General features: G+C 59.1%; 13 protein-coding genes. 11 read left to right on the top strand and 2 right to left on the bottom strand.

Annotated elements, in window-relative coordinates; all coding sequences use genetic code 11:
• The first annotated feature begins 50 nt into the window (after positions 1-50).
• The 4 genes from NE637_RS13480 (at position 51) to NE637_RS13465 (ending at position 4,530) form a co-directional block, all read left to right on the top strand.
• Positions 51-1,598, top strand: coding sequence for an SLC13 family permease (locus NE637_RS13480; RefSeq protein WP_192113737.1), 1,548 nt, complete (start codon positions 51-53; stop codon positions 1,596-1,598).
• A gap of 30 nt (positions 1,599-1,628) precedes the next feature.
• Positions 1,629-3,401 (top strand): adenylyl-sulfate reductase subunit alpha, encoded by a 1,773-nt coding sequence (locus NE637_RS13475; protein WP_227118863.1) that lies wholly within the window; start codon positions 1,629-1,631, stop codon positions 3,399-3,401.
• 15 nt (positions 3,402-3,416) lie between these two features.
• Positions 3,417-3,746 (top strand): 4Fe-4S dicluster domain-containing protein, encoded by a 330-nt coding sequence (locus NE637_RS13470; protein ID WP_192113735.1) that lies wholly within the window; start codon positions 3,417-3,419, stop codon positions 3,744-3,746.
• 88 nt (positions 3,747-3,834) lie between these two features.
• On the top strand, positions 3,835-4,530 hold the full coding sequence (locus NE637_RS13465; protein ID WP_192113734.1) for a Crp/Fnr family transcriptional regulator: 696 nt from the start codon (positions 3,835-3,837) through the stop codon (positions 4,528-4,530).
• Between the two features lie 335 nt (positions 4,531-4,865).
• Here the strand turns inward: NE637_RS13465 and NE637_RS13460 are convergent, their stop codons facing one another.
• The gene (locus NE637_RS13460; protein ID WP_225530084.1) at positions 4,866-5,645 is read right to left on the bottom strand and encodes a hypothetical protein; all 780 of its coding nucleotides are present in this window, start codon (positions 5,643-5,645) and stop codon (positions 4,866-4,868) included.
• Between the two features lie 63 nt (positions 5,646-5,708).
• Complete coding sequence (locus NE637_RS13455; RefSeq protein ID WP_192113732.1) at positions 5,709-6,500, bottom strand: sirohydrochlorin cobaltochelatase; 792 nt, start codon at positions 6,498-6,500, stop codon at positions 5,709-5,711.
• A gap of 196 nt (positions 6,501-6,696) precedes the next feature.
• On the opposite strand from NE637_RS13455, the gene rfbD reads away from it, so the two are divergent.
• The 7 genes from rfbD (at position 6,697) to NE637_RS13420 (ending at position 15,943) form a co-directional block, all read left to right on the top strand.
• Positions 6,697-7,584: a dTDP-4-dehydrorhamnose reductase gene (rfbD, locus tag NE637_RS13450; protein ID WP_192113731.1), complete on the top strand. Its 888-nt coding sequence runs from the start codon at positions 6,697-6,699 to the stop codon at positions 7,582-7,584.
• On the top strand, positions 7,581-8,750 hold the full coding sequence (locus NE637_RS13445) for a DUF3179 domain-containing protein (RefSeq protein WP_227118865.1): 1,170 nt from the start codon (positions 7,581-7,583) through the stop codon (positions 8,748-8,750). The genes rfbD and NE637_RS13445 overlap by 4 nt, the downstream gene beginning before the upstream one ends.
• Before the next feature lie 67 nt (positions 8,751-8,817).
• Positions 8,818-9,612, top strand: a complete 795-nt coding sequence (locus NE637_RS13440) for an HD domain-containing protein (protein WP_227118867.1) — start codon at positions 8,818-8,820, stop codon at positions 9,610-9,612.
• Positions 9,609-10,106 (top strand): hypothetical protein, encoded by a 498-nt coding sequence (locus NE637_RS13435; protein ID WP_227118874.1) that lies wholly within the window; start codon positions 9,609-9,611, stop codon positions 10,104-10,106. Before NE637_RS13440 ends, NE637_RS13435 begins: the two co-directional genes overlap by 4 nt.
• Positions 10,107-10,279: 173 nt before the next feature.
• On the top strand, positions 10,280-13,768 hold the full coding sequence (gene dnaE, locus NE637_RS13430; RefSeq protein WP_256267758.1) for a DNA polymerase III subunit alpha: 3,489 nt from the start codon (positions 10,280-10,282) through the stop codon (positions 13,766-13,768).
• Between the two features lie 6 nt (positions 13,769-13,774).
• Positions 13,775-14,938 carry a metallophosphoesterase gene (locus NE637_RS13425; protein ID WP_227118876.1) on the top strand — a complete coding sequence of 388 codons (1,164 nt, stop codon included), beginning with the start codon at positions 13,775-13,777 and terminating at the stop codon, positions 14,936-14,938.
• Positions 14,939-14,992: 54 nt separating this feature from the next.
• Positions 14,993-15,943: a radical SAM family protein gene (locus NE637_RS13420; protein ID WP_227118878.1), complete on the top strand. Its 951-nt coding sequence runs from the start codon at positions 14,993-14,995 to the stop codon at positions 15,941-15,943.
• Positions 15,944-15,997 lie beyond the last annotated feature (54 nt).

Below are 15,997 nucleotides of genomic sequence, written 5' to 3'. Positions count from 1 at the left end.
GTGTCAGTGCCCACGCGCGTACTGACACTCTTTTATCGTGGGGTAGGTATATGACTCAGGTTTCTTCCGCCGCAGGGCGGTCTTTTTTGGGCTATCTTTGTGAAAATATTCGTAATAGGGGCAAAAATCCCCTGCGCGCTTTCACGGGTTTTGCCCTGGCATGGGTTGCGTTTTTTCTGCTGTGGACTGTGATCCCCGCTTTTGACGGGCTGACGCACAACGGCATGGCCGTTCTCGGCATTGTGGTATGGGCCAGCATCATGTGGGTCAGCGAGGCCATGCCCGCAGGCGTGACAGGCATTTCCATTCCCACCATGCTGCTGATCACCCAGGCCCTGCCCTGGAACAACGGCAAGCCGCCCATGGCTACCATCTTTGCCGGATTCACCGACCACGTTATCTGGCTGTGCCTGTTTGCCTTTATGGTGGCAGCGGTCATGCAGCTCATTGGCCTTGACCGCCGCATCGCTCTGGGCATTCTGGCCCGTTTCAAGGCTTCGTCCGTATGCCGGGTTATCTGGGGCATGTTCTTTGTAAATATTGTTCTGGGCTTTCTGGTGCCTGCGGCAAACGCCCGCGCCGCCACCCTGCTGCCCGTGGTGCAGGGCATCTGCAATCTGCTGGGTGATACGCCCGAAGAACGCGCCGCAAAAAAGGCCCTTGTCATCCAGTCTCTGGTTTACGGCTCCATGATCTGCGGCATGTTCATCATGACCGCCCACCTGCCCAACATGATTCTGGTGGGTATTTTTGAAAAAAACGGCTTCACCAACATCAACTTTCTCAACTGGATGCTCCTGCAGTTCCCGTATCTGGGGATGTTTGTGCTGACCAACTGGTGGACGCGCTACTACTTCAAGACCAACTGCGTTTCCATTGCGGGCGGCTCCGCCACCATTGAAAAAAGCTACAAAGAACTTGGCCCCATGAGCATGGCGGAAAAAACCCTGCTGGGCATTTTTCTGCTGGTCGGATTCATGTTTGTGACGGGCAAGGGCAGCTTTATTTATGAACTGCACCGCCAGCCTTTGGGCGTTATCGGTCTTGTTGGTATGATGGTGCTTTTTGCCCCCGGCATGATGCCCTGCTCATGGAAGGCCGTGCAGCAAAAGACCATATGGGGCACATTCTTGCTGCTGGGCGGCGCAATGACCATGACCACCGCCATGACCCAGGCTGGCGTGGCCCAGTGGCTTGCCGACCACATCCACAGCATGGTTGTGGGCATGAACTGGTGGCAGACAGTGCTGACCATGATGGTGGGCACGCACATTATCCGCCTTGGCATGCTCTCCAACGTGGCTGCCGTGGCCATGCTTGCCCCGGTGGTATTTGCCATGGCGCCCAAGCTTGGGCTGCACCCCGTGGCCTTTACCCTGCTGGTGTGCGATACGGATACGTTCGCCTACCTGCTGCCCACGCAGATTACCGCCGCCGTCATCGCCCACAGCACAGAAACTTTCTCTACCTCTGATTACGCCAAGGTGGGTTCTGTGGCCGTGCTTATCGCCATTGCCTACGGCGTCTGCATCATGGCCCCCTGGTACGCGCTGCTCGGCATGCCCGTGTGGAACCCCGCCGCAGCCTGGCCTTTTTAATCGCCCCAACCCTTTGCCCGAGAGGACATTATGGCACGCATAAAAACAACACATGCGGTCGATTTTCGGCCAACCAGCCTGAACGACATTGAAACCGTCGAGGTAACCGCCGACCTGCTGATCATCGGCGGCGGCAATGCCGGTTGCTTTGTGGCAACGGAAACTGCGCGTCTCAACCCCGCAGCCAAGATCGTTATTGTGGAAAAGGCCGACATCATGCGCTCCGGCGCGTGTTCTGCCGGTATGGACGCCATCAACACCTATATTCCGCCCAACAAGACGCCCGAAGACCTCGTGCGCTGGAGCCGCTCGCAGGTTGGCGGCGGCCCTCTGCGCGAAGATCTGGCCCTCTCCAACGCTCAGGAACTCAACGAATGCGTTGAAGACCTGGAGCGCTGGGGCCTGCCCATTCTCCGTGATGAGCAGGGCAACATCCGCTACCGGGGCAAGTGGGATATTTCCATCCACGGCGAGCAGCTCAAGCCCATCATGGCTGAAAAAGCCCTTGAAACCGGGGCGGATGTCTACAACCGCGTGGCAGCAACGGGCCTGCTGGTGCACAATGGCCGCTGCACAGGGGCCACAGGCTTTGGCGTGCGCGACGGCAAGTTCTACGTGTTCCGCGCACGTGCTACAGTGGTGAGCACCGGCGGCGCGGGCACGCTTTACAAGTCCTACACCGCAGACTCCACCGACAGCGGCTCGCAAATCTGGATGTGCCCCTACTGCGTTGGTTCCGGTTACGCCATGGGCCTGCGCCAGGGTGCGGAACTCAGCAGCCTTGAGCAGCGCTGGGTCGCCACGCGCACCAAGGACTTTTGCGGCCCGGTGGATACCATCTCCGTGGGTTATGGCGCGCCCATCATCAACTCCCTGGGCGAGCGCGTCATGAGCCGCTACGCAAGCCTTGGCGGCGATGCGGCCCCGCGCTACATCCGCGCAAACGCTCCCATGGAAGAATGGCTGAACGGTCGCGGCCCCTGCTTCTGCGACACCACTAACATGACCCCGGAAAAAACCAAGGCCATGATGGAAGACTACCTCAACGAGCGTCCTTCCTTCGTGCTCTTCCTCGCCAGCCGTGGGCAGGATCCGTCCAAGGAACCCATCGAAATCTTCGGTTCCGATCCCTACATCATGGGCGGGCACACCGGCGGCGGCTACTGGGTGGACATGGAACGCATGACAACCCTGCCCGGCCTGTTCGCAGCGGGCGAAACCGCAGGCGGCAATCCCAACAAGTTTGTGGGCGGCTGCTGCGCCGAAGGCAAACTGGCCGCGCGCGGCGCTCTTGCCTACATGGCCGTGTCCGATGCGCCGGAGCTTGATGCCGCCCAGATCGCGCAGGAAAAGGAACGCGTGTACGCTCCCCTGCTCACGCGCGAAGAAGAGGGCGTAAGCCCGCTGGAAATGAAGGAACGCCTGCAAAGGCTCATGGATGAATACGCTGGCGGTTCCAGCCAGTTTTATCGCGTCAACGAGCAGCAGCTTGATTACGCCCTGCGGCACATCAAGATTCTGCAAAGCCAGTTCAAGCATCTGCGCGCCAGGGATCTGCACGACCTCATGCAGGCCAACGAAACCATGGACCGCGTGGACGTGGCCGAAGCCGTGGTGCACCACCTCAAGGCCCGCAAGGAAACCCGCTGGGCCGGCTGGCAGACCCGCTCGGACTACCCCCAGCGCGACGATGAAAACTTTGACTGCTTTGTGGAGTCGCGCCGCGATCCCGCCACAGGAGAAATGACAACCTTTACCCGTCCCTACGAGCAGTTGCTGCCCGGCGACAGGTACAAGCCCTAAGTCAGGAGAAAAACAATGCCGCCAAAAATTGACACGCACAAATGCAACGGCTGTAACGGGCGCGAAGAAACCCATTGCGAAGAAATCTGCCCCGGCGATCTCATGGCTCTGAACCCCGCCACGGGCAAGGCCTACTTGCGGGCCGCCCGCGACTGCTGGGACTGCATGTCCTGCATCAAGGCCTGCCCCGCAGGTGCGCTTGAAATCAAGATGCCCTACCAGTTGGGCTACTTTAAGGCCACGCTGCGCCCCATCATGGGCTCCAACTTCATTATCTGGAAATGCCGCGACATCAACGGGCAGGAACAGACCTACCGTTATGTGAACAGGCTGGACAAGGCCTGATAGCGCAGAGTAGTATTAAAAATAGTCGCCAGCGTCCCGCCGTTCCTGCACGGCGGGACGCTGGCGCACCACATAGGGAAGGGCATTCATGGACACATTCTGGCATCTGGAAAAGGAAGACTTTTTCAAGGGCATTGACGAGGCCAAGAGCGCCTTTTTAAAAAACGCCCAGCGCCTTGAACTGTCCAAGAATGAGATGGTCTTTCTTGAAGGTGACGCGGGAGACTCCTGCTTTTATATAGAATCCGGCCTGATACGTATTTTCTGCATGGACCGCGCAGGCAAGGAAATGACCTTCTCGCTGCGTATGAAGGGCGAAATATTCGGCATTTCAGAAGTGCTGAACAATTCCCCGCGCAAGGCCAGCGCGCAAACGGCCAGCGCATCCGTGCTGTACGCCATCAACCGGCAGGATTTTGAAAGCATGCTTCAGGAGCATTATCCGCTGGCGCGCAGCGTCATTACCCTGCTTGGGCGCAGGCTGCGCCAGATGGGCGATCTGGTGCGCCGCCAGAACAGCGACGTGGCCAACCGCTTGGCAAGCCTGCTCATTTCTCTGGCCTACGAAACGCTTCGCACCACCGAGGGCTGGAACAAACCCTGCGAAATTCCACTGAGCATTCCGCAGGAGCAACTGGCCTCCATGGTCGGCTCCACCCAGCCCACAGTCAGCGCCACCTTGCAGCAATTTCGCAATGCGGGGCTTATTGTGGGCGCAGGCAGGCGCATTGTGCTGCTCAATCCCATTGAAATGATCTACCGCCTCGACCACAACCTGCTGTAGCCGCGCCACCACGCACTCCAGCGCTACGGGCGCGCTAGCCAACCCTTCTGCACAGAAGAAAGTTTGCCGCAGACCCAATAATCTTGCAGCTTATAGTCTGCCCTGTCTGGAAATGGTAAGCCAGAACAAGGGCTGCACCCAGTGCCTGCCATATGCCCGCCATTTGGCTGCCTGCGGCCCCCTTTCATTCCACTCCATTCCGGTTTCTGCCCCTGCAACGGATTTTGCCGTCCGTGAAAGGTAAAAACAAAGCCCGCTCTTTCGAGCGGGCTTTGCGGCATTATGCGTGCAGTTTCAGAAGGCCAAAGGCCGTCCGAATGTTTTGCGTCAGGCGGCTATTCCATGGCCTTGAGAATGCTGCTGGCAGAGACGGACGACAGCACGTTGCCGTCAACAATCACGGCAGGCAGGGTCTTGATGCCAAAATACTGGGCAATCTGCTGGGCCTGATACAGGTTCACATTGCCCGCATTGTAGCAGTATTTGCCCACGGCCAGTTCCTCGGCGGGGTTCACCGGGGGACGCAGCTTGCTCATGTAGCTGTAGTGGATGGGGAAGTCAGTGGATTCCGCCGTGGCGTCGTATTCGTTGTTAAAGGCCACAACGTGTCCCTTTTTCTTTTGGGCAGCCTTGATCTCGTTCCAGCGAGAGAGCGCGTAGGTCATGTAGGCCATGCCCTGACCGGGGCGGGAGTAAGAAATCCAGATGCCCATGCCCATGAGGTCGGTTCCGTAGTATTCCTTGCTGTTGGCAAAAACCGCCACCTTGCACTGCTGGGGCGAAACCGAGCGGCTGGCCTCAGCCACGGCATGCCAGACCTTCTCGCTCTGCGGCGAGGCAAAATCAAGCAGCACCAGAACTTCGTGAGGGGCCTTGGGTTCGCCGAAAAATACGGGATATATCTCGTTTTTCCACTGGGGCCGATAGGCAGCTTCACCCTCGATGGACGTAACGCGCCCTCCCATTTTTTGCAGCATGGCCTGGCTCTCTGCATCGTTCGTGCGGAGGTTGGGCAAAGTAGTACGCAAGTAGGGGTTAAAGGCATTGGCCTTGGCGTTCTGCACGCCAGCCGCAAGGTTTACTTTTTCTTTGGGGCCGGTATCACCCGTTCCCATAGCGCCGCACCCCCCCAACAACAAACCTGAAACCAGTATAGCCGCCAAAAATCCGCGCATACGTCACCTCTTCTCCCAGCCAGCAGCAAGGGATTGCACGGCATCTTCAAGATGCCGCAGCCATATTTCAGCCACATCGGCGTATTCCGCCGTCCCCATGAGCACGGGCAGGCATTGGTGCCCTTGGGCCTCAATGCGACTGCGCCAACTGTGCCCGTTCTCGCCCGCCATGTCCTCCAGAGCATGACGGCCCACCACCGACAAAAGCGGCATAAGCCATACCCGGCGTGAAGCGAGATTGGGCAAAATACTTTCTAGCGTCACAGCGCCGTTCATGGCCCCCACATGCACGCGGCTGTCAAGCTCGCGCACAGCGCTGGCCAAATCCACATAGCGGGCAACCGCCTCGTGTTCCGCGCCGTGCCCCATAAAGACCACGTCTTCATCCGCGCTGCGCTCGGCGGGCAGATGCCGCACCAGCGCCCGCGCCGTCGCGCGCACATCGTCCGCTGTGGCCAGCAGGGGCGCGCCAATCCGGCAAAACAGGTGCTCGTGCTCGGCGGCTTCTTCAACTGCGGCGCGCACATCACCATGCTCCTGACCGGGTATGGTCTGCAAGGGCTGCACCGCTACGGCCTCGAACCGCTCAAGCCCAAGACGGCAAACTGCCTTGAACACGGAATCACTCTTCTGGCGGGCCTGCGCCATGCGCTCGCGCAAGAGCAGCGAAGTATAGGCCCAGCGTACCGGAATACCGGGATAACGCTGGCGCACAAGGGCGTCAAATCCCTTGAGGGCGTTCTGCCCCTGCGGGCTGCTTGCGCCAAAGGCGACCAGAAGAATAGCGTGTCTCATGGGGGTTTTTTGTACGTCACTTGCGCCCTTGAAGCAAGGACGGCGCTTGCGGCTGGCAATGCCCAAGCGGCTTCGTATGAAATTGATGTTGACCTGCCTGTATTGTATTGACCCCGGCATCAATGCGAGGATAATGTGCCGGAGAATGGCCTGGATACCGCCAGCACAGCGCTGGCGGGCAAACCTTGGGGGTCGCATGGCAAAAGCTCTGGTACTTGGGGGGGCAACTGGCCTTCTGGGCCAGGCCCTGACGCGAGTGCTTAAAGCCCGCGAGTGGGAAGTTGCAACACTTGGCCGCCAAAACGGCAATCTGCTGGACATGGCGTTTCTGCAAACTGCCATTGCAGAGGCGCAGGCGGATGTGGTGTTTAACACTGTGGCCTGGACGGCTGTTGACGATGCCGAAGACCATAAGGAAGAAGCCTGCCAGCTCAACCGCGCCTTGCCCGCCTCCATTGCGCGCTGCCTCAAGGCGCAGGGGGCCGGATTTCTTGTGCAGTTCAGCACGGATTTCATTTTTTCCGGCCCGGGAGAAACCGCGTGGAAAGAAACAGATACGCCCCATCCGGCCTCTGTATACGCCAGCACCAAGCTTGAAGGCGAAAAGGCCGTTCTGGAAACACTGCCGGACCGCTCGTGCGTCATACGCACGGCATGGCTTTTTGGCCCTGGTCGCAAAAATTTTGTGGATACTATTCTTGCAGCCTGCCAGCGCCGCGATTCCATCAACGTGGTGCATGACCAGACAGGCTCGCCCACCTATACCCTTGATCTGGCGCACTGGAGCATCGCTCTGGCGGAAAAAAGGGCCACAGGCATCTGGCATGCGGTAAACGGCGGGCAGGCAAGCTGGTGTGATCTGGCTTGCGAGGCTGTTTCTCTGGCCGGTGCCCCGTGCCGGGTTGTGCCCATTGATTCGGCGGAATGGCCCCAAAAAGCGCGCAGGCCAGTATTTTCCGTGCTGGACAACAGCAAGCTGGCCGCCTTTCTTGGCAAAGCGCCGCGCCCGTGGCCTCAGGCCCTGCGTGATTATGTTTTCAGCGACTATCTGCCCGCGCACACCGGCAAAGGCGGGGCGCAGTGACAAGCCCAAGCCCTGGCCCTGCGCGGCTTTCAGCCAACCTGCCCGCATTGCGCACGCTTTGCCTGATCATGGCGGGCCTCACGCTGCTCACGCTCGCAGCGCTCTGGAATGCCAATGATGCCCAGGCCAGACCACGCAGCTTGCAGGAGCTTGCCGCCATCAACGGCAAGCTGATTGAAACAGGCGTCAAATACGGCTCCATCCCTTCCCTGTACCGCCCGCGCTACGACCGCATTCAGGATGCAAACCTGAGCCTCAGCGATGACGAGGTGGTGTTTATCGCCATGTTGCAAGGGGGCGCGCGCGTTTACCCGCAACGCATCATGGTATGGCATCAGGTTGTCAACGAAATCGTGGACGACAAGGCCTACGCCATCACCTACTGCCCCACCACCGGCACCTTCATGGCCTATGATTCTTCCATGGGGGGCCTGAACCTTATTTTTGACACGGAAGGCCGCCTCTACGACGGCAACAGCGTTCTGATTGACCGCAATTCCGGCAGTCTCTGGCTACAGGAAACAGGCATGGCCTTTGACGGCCCCCTGCTGGGCCGAGGGCTCCCCATGGTGCCCGTATACTGGACAACCTGGGGCGCGGCAAAGCGCACCTTTCCGCATGCCTTGGTGCTTGCCAAGCCTAACGGCAACAAGCCCTACGGGCGCGATCCCTACGGCAACTACCTGCGCAAGGGAACCTACTACGATAACGACAGGCTCATTTATCCAGTGGAGCGCATGGACAAACGTTTTGCCCGCAAAACGCCCATGCTGTGCATTGAATATGAGGGGTATCTTTTGGCTATCGACATAGGCTATGTGCGCAAAAAGGGGGCCGTGAATTTTTTTGTGGGGCCCAATGCCCTTCTGGCAGTCTATGACCGGGGCCTTGAGGTGGTGCGTCTTTTTAACCGCCAGATATGGGCCGAGCCATTCCTGTTCATATCCCAGAACGGCAAGCTCATGGATCTGACCACGCGCAGCCAGTGGGATCCTGCCACGGGCGTGGCGCTTGACGGCAACATGAAGGGCGCGTCCATGCCGCAGTTTTACGGCGCGTATTCCATGTGGTTTGCCTGGTACAGCATGAATCCGGAAACACTGGTCATTCCCGGTCCCGGCGAGGTGCCTGAAAAGCTGCTTTCGCCAGCTCCTCCGGGTGAATAACCCCACTGCCCACGTGCCCCGGTCAAGCCATTTGCATTGCGCAAAACCAGAGCGTATTTGATTACCCATGAACTGCACTGTCACAGCATCCGCCGACATATCCTTGCATCTGGCGTGGTTTACTGCATATGCCGCCGCCAAAACAGCCCTGGAACAGGGCGATGCCTCGCCCATGGATCTCAAACTCCGGCACTCCCTTGAAGTGCTGGAAAATGCCCGGCACACCGTTGAAGGCGAGGGCTTTGACCCACAGACTGCGCGGGCCTGCCTGCTGGCAGCACTGTACCATGACGTGGGCCGGTTTGAGCAGTACCTGCGCTATCACACGTTCAGGGACAGGGAATCGTGCAATCACGGGCAGATGGGCGTGCGGGTTCTCAAGGCCGAACGCCGCCTCGTCAGCGAGACACCGCAAATGCGCAAGCTGGTCATGGCGGCGGTGGGCATGCACAACCGTTTTGCCCTGCCCAAGGGGACGCCGGAGAACATCGCTCTGGTCACCAATGTGGTGCGTGATGCGGACAAGCTGGACATTCTGCGGGTCATGGACGAGCACTTGAGCGGCCCAGCCCCGTATAATCCCACAGTGGTGCTGCAACAGCCGGACGACCCCACCATCGCCAGCGAGGCGGTTCTCAATGCCGTGCGGGAAAAACGCGTGGCAGCCTATGCCGACCTGCGCTGCGTCAACGATTTTCGCCTGCTGCTGGGAACATGGTTTTTTGATCTGCACTTTGTCTCAAGCCGCCGCAAATTTCTTGAGGACGGGCATGCGCAAAATCTGCTGCGCCGCATGCCGGACACGGTTCCGCAGGCCGAAGCCCGCGACTGCCTGCTGCATATTCTGGAGGACGCGCAGTGACGCATGCCCCTACGGCAGCCAGCCTTGATACTTTGCCAGCCTGCCCTGCATTTTTTCCACAGGCGGCGCTGGCGCGGCGTGTGCCGTGGCCGGATGCGTACGCGCATGCCCCGCTCAACCCAGATGTGCAGACACTGCGAAGCGCCAGCCATGCGCCCCTGGCCTGTGCGCGCTTGGCTTTTACGCTGTTTTATCTGCCTGCGGCACAGGCAGAAGCCCTGCTGCGGCTCGCGCTTGAAAGCGCTGAAGTAGTCCTGGTGGCTGATTTCAAGCTGGCGGAACGCAACCTTGAGCTGCCCGCAACGCTGGCTGCGCGCGGCCTCATGGCGCTGACAAAAGCACGCAGAACAGCGGCGGCAGACGGGGCACCTCAAGCAAGTTTTATTCAAAGGGGCGGCATTGAGGGGCTTGTGCACCAATGCAATGCGCTGGTGCACGAGCGCCGCCCCATTTTTGCAGGCGCTGCGACTTTGCTGCATTTGCAGCGCGCCTGAGGCGTTGGATCTCCTCTCGCGGCCCATCCTGCATTTCTGGCCTCATGGCCCCGCCTTGAAGGCCCCCCCTGCCTGTGCTATAATCTGCTCTGGCGCTGCCGCACCCTGTGCAGGCGCTCGCCTGTCAGGCCTTTGCGCCGGTAACGCCCGCCTTTTCCGCTTCTGGAGTTTTCATGTCAGATTTTGTCCATCTTCATTGCCATACCGAATACAGCCTGCTTGACGGCGCCATCCGCATCAAGGATCTGTGCGCCCGCGCCAAGGATTTCGGCATGCCCGCCTGCGCCATCACCGACCACGGCAATCTCTTTGGCGCGGCCTATTTTTATCAGGGTTGCAAGGATTACGGCGTCAAACCCATCTTTGGGTGCGAGGTTTACGTCTGCCACGACCACAAGGATAAAAGCACGGACTCGCCCCTGGCGCGCCGCCGCAACCACCTGATTTTGCTGGTCCAGAACACCACAGGCTACCACAATCTGGTCAAGCTGGTCACACAGGGCTACCTTGAGGGTTTTTATTACAAACCCCGCGTGGATAAACCCCTGCTGCGCAAGTATTCCGAGGGTCTCGTCTGCCTTTCGGCCTGCATTGCGGGCGAAATCCCCCGCGCCATTCTTGCGGACGACATGGACAAGGCCCTGAGCCTCACGCGGGAATACGCCGATATCTACCCCGACCGTTTTTATCTTGAGTTGCAGTCCAACGGCCTGCCGGAGCAGACCAAGGCCAACAACGCCCTGCTGGAACTGGCGGAAACCACGGGCGTGCCGCTGGTTGCCACCAACGACTGCCACTATCTCACCGCTGACGATGCCGAAGCCCACGAAGTGCTGCTCTGCATTCAGACGCAGACCACCATGGACGACCCCAAGCGCATGCGCTTTGGCACCCATGAGCTGTACTACAAGTCCATCGAAGAGATGGAAAAACCCTTTGCCCATGTGCCCGAAGCACTGGCCAACACCATGCGCATTGCCGAGCAGTGCAATGTGGAGCTGGACTTCGGCCACCACTACTTCCCTGTGTACAAGCTGCCGGAAGGGGCCAGCCTTGATTCCGAATTTCGGCGGCTGGCAGAAGAAGGGCTGGAAAAACGGCTGGAAAAACACCCCGACAGAGACACTATTGATGTTCAGCTCTACCGGGACCGCTTGCAGTACGAACTGCGCGTTATCCTTGAAATGGGTTTTCCCGGTTACTTCCTCATCGTGCAGGAATTCATCAACTGGGCAAAAAACCACAATGTTCCCGTGGGGCCGGGGCGCGGTTCCGCCGCCGGCTCGCTGGTGGCGTGGGCTCTGCGCATCACCAACCTTGATCCCATCCCCTACAATCTGCTGTTTGAACGCTTTCTGAACAACGAACGCGTCTCCCTGCCCGATATCGACGTGGACTTTTGCGAACGCCGCCGCGTCGAGGTCATCAAGCACATGGTGGAAACCTACGGCGAAGGCTCGGTGGCGCAGATCACCACCTTCGGCACCATGAAGGCCAAGGGCGTTGTGCGCGACGTGGGCCGCGCCCTGGGCATGAGCTTTGCGGAAACTGACCGCATCGCCAAGCTGGTGCCCGCCGACCTCAAGATGACCATCAAAAAGGCCCTTGAGGCAGAGCCGGAGCTGGAAAACATTTACCACTCCGACCCCAAGGTCAAACACCTGCTGGACACGGCCCGCCGCCTTGAAGGTCTGGCCCGCCACGCCTCCACCCACGCCGCCGGGCTTGTGGTTTCAGACAAGCCCATGGAGGAATACCTCCCCCTTTATCAGGGCAAACGCGGCGAACTTGTGACCCAGTTTGACGGCCCCATGACGGAAAAAGCCGGGCTGGTGAAGTTCGACTTTCTTGGCCTGAAAACCATGACCCTGATTCAGGACACCCTGGACAACATCACCCTTCAGGGCCATGAACCGCCAGATCTCGACAACCTGCCGCTTACGGATACGGAAACCTACGAACTTTACGCCCGTGGCGACACGGACGGCGTGTTCCAGGTGGAAAGTTCGGGCATGCGGCAGTATCTGCGCATGCTCAAGCCCTCGTGCTTTGAAGACGTCATCGCCATGCTGGCCCTGTACCGCCCCGGCCCGCTCGGTTCGGGCATGGTGGACGAATTCATCAAGCGCAAGCACGGGCAGGTGCCCGTTGTGTATCCGCACCAGTCGCTCACCGACTGCCTGCGCGATACCTACGGCGTCATCGTCTATCAGGAACAGGTCATGCAGATCGCCCAGATCATCGCCAGCTATACGCTTGGCGGGGCCGACCTGCTGCGCCGCGCCATGGGCAAAAAGAAAGCCGAAGCCATGGCCAAGGAACGCGTCAACTTTGTTACCGGCGCGGAAAAGAACAACATTGACAAGGACAAGGCCAACGAAATTTTCGACTTGATGGAAAAATTCGCCGAATACGGCTTCAACAAGTCGCACTCCGCCGCCTATGCCCTCATTTCGTACTACACGGCCTACCTCAAGGTTCACTACAAGGTCGAGTTCATGGCCGCCCTGCTCACCTCGGAAATGGGCAATCAGGACAAGCTGCTCAAGTATGTCTCGTGCTGCAAGGACATGGACATCAATGTAGTGCAGGCCTCTGTAAACCAGAGCCAGCGCGAATTTACGGCCCACGACGGGCAGGTGGTCTTTGGCCTTGGCGGCATCAAGAACGTGGGCGATGAAGCCATACGCGAAATTGTGGAAGCCCGGGCCGAAGGCGGCGACTTTGCCTCGCTGTTTGACATGTGCTGCCGGGTAAACCTGCGCAAGGTCACCAAGCGCGTGCTTGAATCGCTGGTCAAGGGCGGCGCGTGTGACTGCTTTGGCGTACCCCGCGCCGCCATGCTGGCTGCCATTGAGATTGTGGTTGCCCGCGCGCAAAAAAAGGCCAAGGACAAAACATCCAATCAGGTTTCGCTGCTCTCCATGGCTCCGGTTGTGGAAAGCGCGCCCCAGCCCGGCATAGGGCTTGACTGCCCCGAAGCCTCGTTGCCCGAAATGGCGGACGACGACAAACTGCGGGCAGAAAAGGAAGCCCTGGGCTTCTTTTTGACCAGCCACCCGCTCCAGCCATTCATACGCGAAATCCGCCGCCTGGGGCTCACCACGCTGGAAGACGCGCGCGAACTGTTCCCCGGTGCGGAAATCCGCTGTGCGGCGCTGGTGGTCAGCGTCAAGGAAGTGCTGACAAAGTCCAAGGGCGAGCGCATGGCCTTTGTGGGTATTGAAGACCTCACAGGGCACGCCGAAGTGACGTTTTTTCCACGCACGTACGCCGAATGCCGCGATCTTTTACGCTCAGAGCAGCCCATCTGCCTGGTGGCGCGCCTCGACAGCCAGACCGACAACGGCGACAACGCAGACATGGATGAAGAAGCTGACGAAGGCCCGCGCGAAATCAAGCTGCTGGGCCAGACCGTCCGCTCGCTGGCCGAAGCCTGCGGCCAGAGCGACACCCCCATATGCGTGCAGATACCGCAGCACCGCCTTGGGCGCGAAGACATGCTGGCCCTGCGCAACCTTCTGGAAAAATTCCCCGGCCCGGTGGAAGCGCATGCCCAGGTTTTTCTTGATGGGCACGTGTGCATTCTGCACCTCGACAACTCTCTGAAAGTACGCCCCGGGCCGGATCTGGATAAAGCTCTTGCCGCCTGGGCTTCATAAAACCATATGTTCCGATTTTTTCTGGTAACAGGCATAGGCCTGGCCGTTATCAACGGCTGGATATCCTGGTGGCTGTGGCGCGCGCTTTCCGGCACGGGCTGGCTGCGCATTGTGCTCTGCATCCTTGTGCTCGCTTTGGGTGCGGCTTTTCCCCTGCTCTACAAGGGGCATGGCGATACCCTTGCCCATGTGTGGGTGCTTCGGGCCGGGGCATTCTGGATGGGCGTGGCCTTCTACGCCTTTGCGCTTGTGTTGATTGCCGACATCTGGGGCCTTGGCGCACGTTTATTTGGCGCAATGCCGCCCGCCACCCCACGCTGGGGCGCTGTACTGCTGGTCATGGGCCTGCCCCTGCTGCTGGGGGTAGGCAGCTGGTTCAACGCGGCCTTTCCCGTGCTGCGGCACTACGACATCACTGTGCGCACGCAAGGCCCCGTACCCAGCACCTACGTTGACAAGCTGCTGAAACTGGGCGTTATTACCGACATACATCTGGGCCGCCTCCTCACAGCAGGGCGGCTGGGCAGAGCCATCGAACTGCTGGCCCCGGAGCAGCCGGACGCAATCCTCTATGTGGGCGACATCATTGACGACCATATAAAACTGGATGCGGAAGCCACCGCCGCAGCCCTTGCCGTGGCCCAGCCGCGCCTTGGGCATTGGGCTGTGCCGGGCAACCACGAGTATATCTCTGGTTCCATCGATAAAAGTCTGGATTTTCTGCGCGCTGTGGGCATGCAGGTGTTGCGCGACCAGTGGGCCGTGGTGGACAACAGCTTTGTGCTTGCTGGCAGGGACGATTTGAGCAAGCCCGGTTTTACGGGCATCCAGCGGGGCAGCATGGAGGAAATTTTGGCCGATCTGCCAGAACAGTACCGTGGGCTGCCCCTTGTGGTCATGGATCACCAGCCTGCCGCCCTTGACGAAGCGCGCAATGCAGGCGCAGCGCTCGTGCTGTCAGGCCACACGCACAACGGGCAGCTCTGGCCCTTTAACTTTGTGACGGAACTGAGATACGAAAACCCGCTGGGCCTGCTGACAAAAGGCAACTTCCACTCTATCGTCAGCGCTGGCACAGGCACTTGGGGGCCGCCCCTGCGTACTACGGGCCGCGCCGAGGTTTTGCTGGTTACGGTGCATTTTGCTTCTGCGGACAATGCCGCTCCATAGTTATCGCCATGAGATGATCGACGCCCCGGGCATCTGGTTCCGGAAGGAGGCCGCGTGTTATTCTGCTCCAGGTTTGTTCGGGAACTTGTGTTTGAAGAAAGGGCCTTGCAACCCTGCTGCAATACGCACAATATCGTTGTACCGAGTTTTTCTTTTGCAGGCGGCGCGGTGGATATGGAGGCATATACCCGCCATATCGCCAGCGTTGCGCAGGAAGTGCAGAAGCAGAATCCCCAGGTATGCGCGGGCTGCCCCGATCTTGTTCCCCTTTCGCATTCTGTCTGTGTGCCCAAGCTGCGATTTGCCGTTCTTTCCCTGAATCACCACAGACACATCTGCAACTGCCGCTGCGTCTACTGCGACCTGTGGAAGCCTGGACAGCACCCGCGCCCCATTGCCATTCTCCCCGCCATACAGAGCCTGTATGAGCAGGACGCACTGGAAAAAAACTGCGCCGTAAGCTGGGGCGGGGGAGAATCCACCCTGTTACCTGATTTTGAAGCCACAGGCCGCTGGCTGCGCGAGCATGACTACTTTCAGTACGTGCATACCAATGCGCTGCGTCATTCTGCCTGGATTGACGAAATGCTTTCCACCGGCGGAGGCAAAATCAACATCAGTCTTGATTCCGGCAATGCCGCAGCCTATGCCCGAGTTAAGGGCGGCGACTGGTGGAATGACGTGATGGCTTCGATGGAAAAGTATTTTGTTGCAGCAATCACGCCAGAACAAATTGATATCAAATACATAATTTTTGAAGAAAATAACAAGATCGCCGACGTTGAGCAGTTTTTCCAGATCTGCCGCCGCTTCGGCGTAGTGAATGTACAGTTGTCCTTCAATTTTCTGGAAGTAAATGCTGGCGCGGTCAGCGAGCATTCCATTACCGCAGCCGCGTATTTTATGCACCGGGCGCAGGAACTGGCTCTTGCCTGCGAGCTGTTTTTTGTGGATGCACCGTTGCGTGAACGCATTGACCGCGCACGCGGCAAATTTTTTCAGTAGCCCGCGCAGGCTCTGCGCCCCGCGCAAAATCAGCCCGATGAATCAGGCCCAATG

This window comes from Desulfovibrio desulfuricans (assembly GCF_024460775.1).
Lineage (GTDB): Bacteria > Desulfobacterota > Desulfovibrionia > Desulfovibrionales > Desulfovibrionaceae > Desulfovibrio > Desulfovibrio desulfuricans_E.
This window is presented reverse-complemented; position numbering and strand designations above follow the sequence as displayed.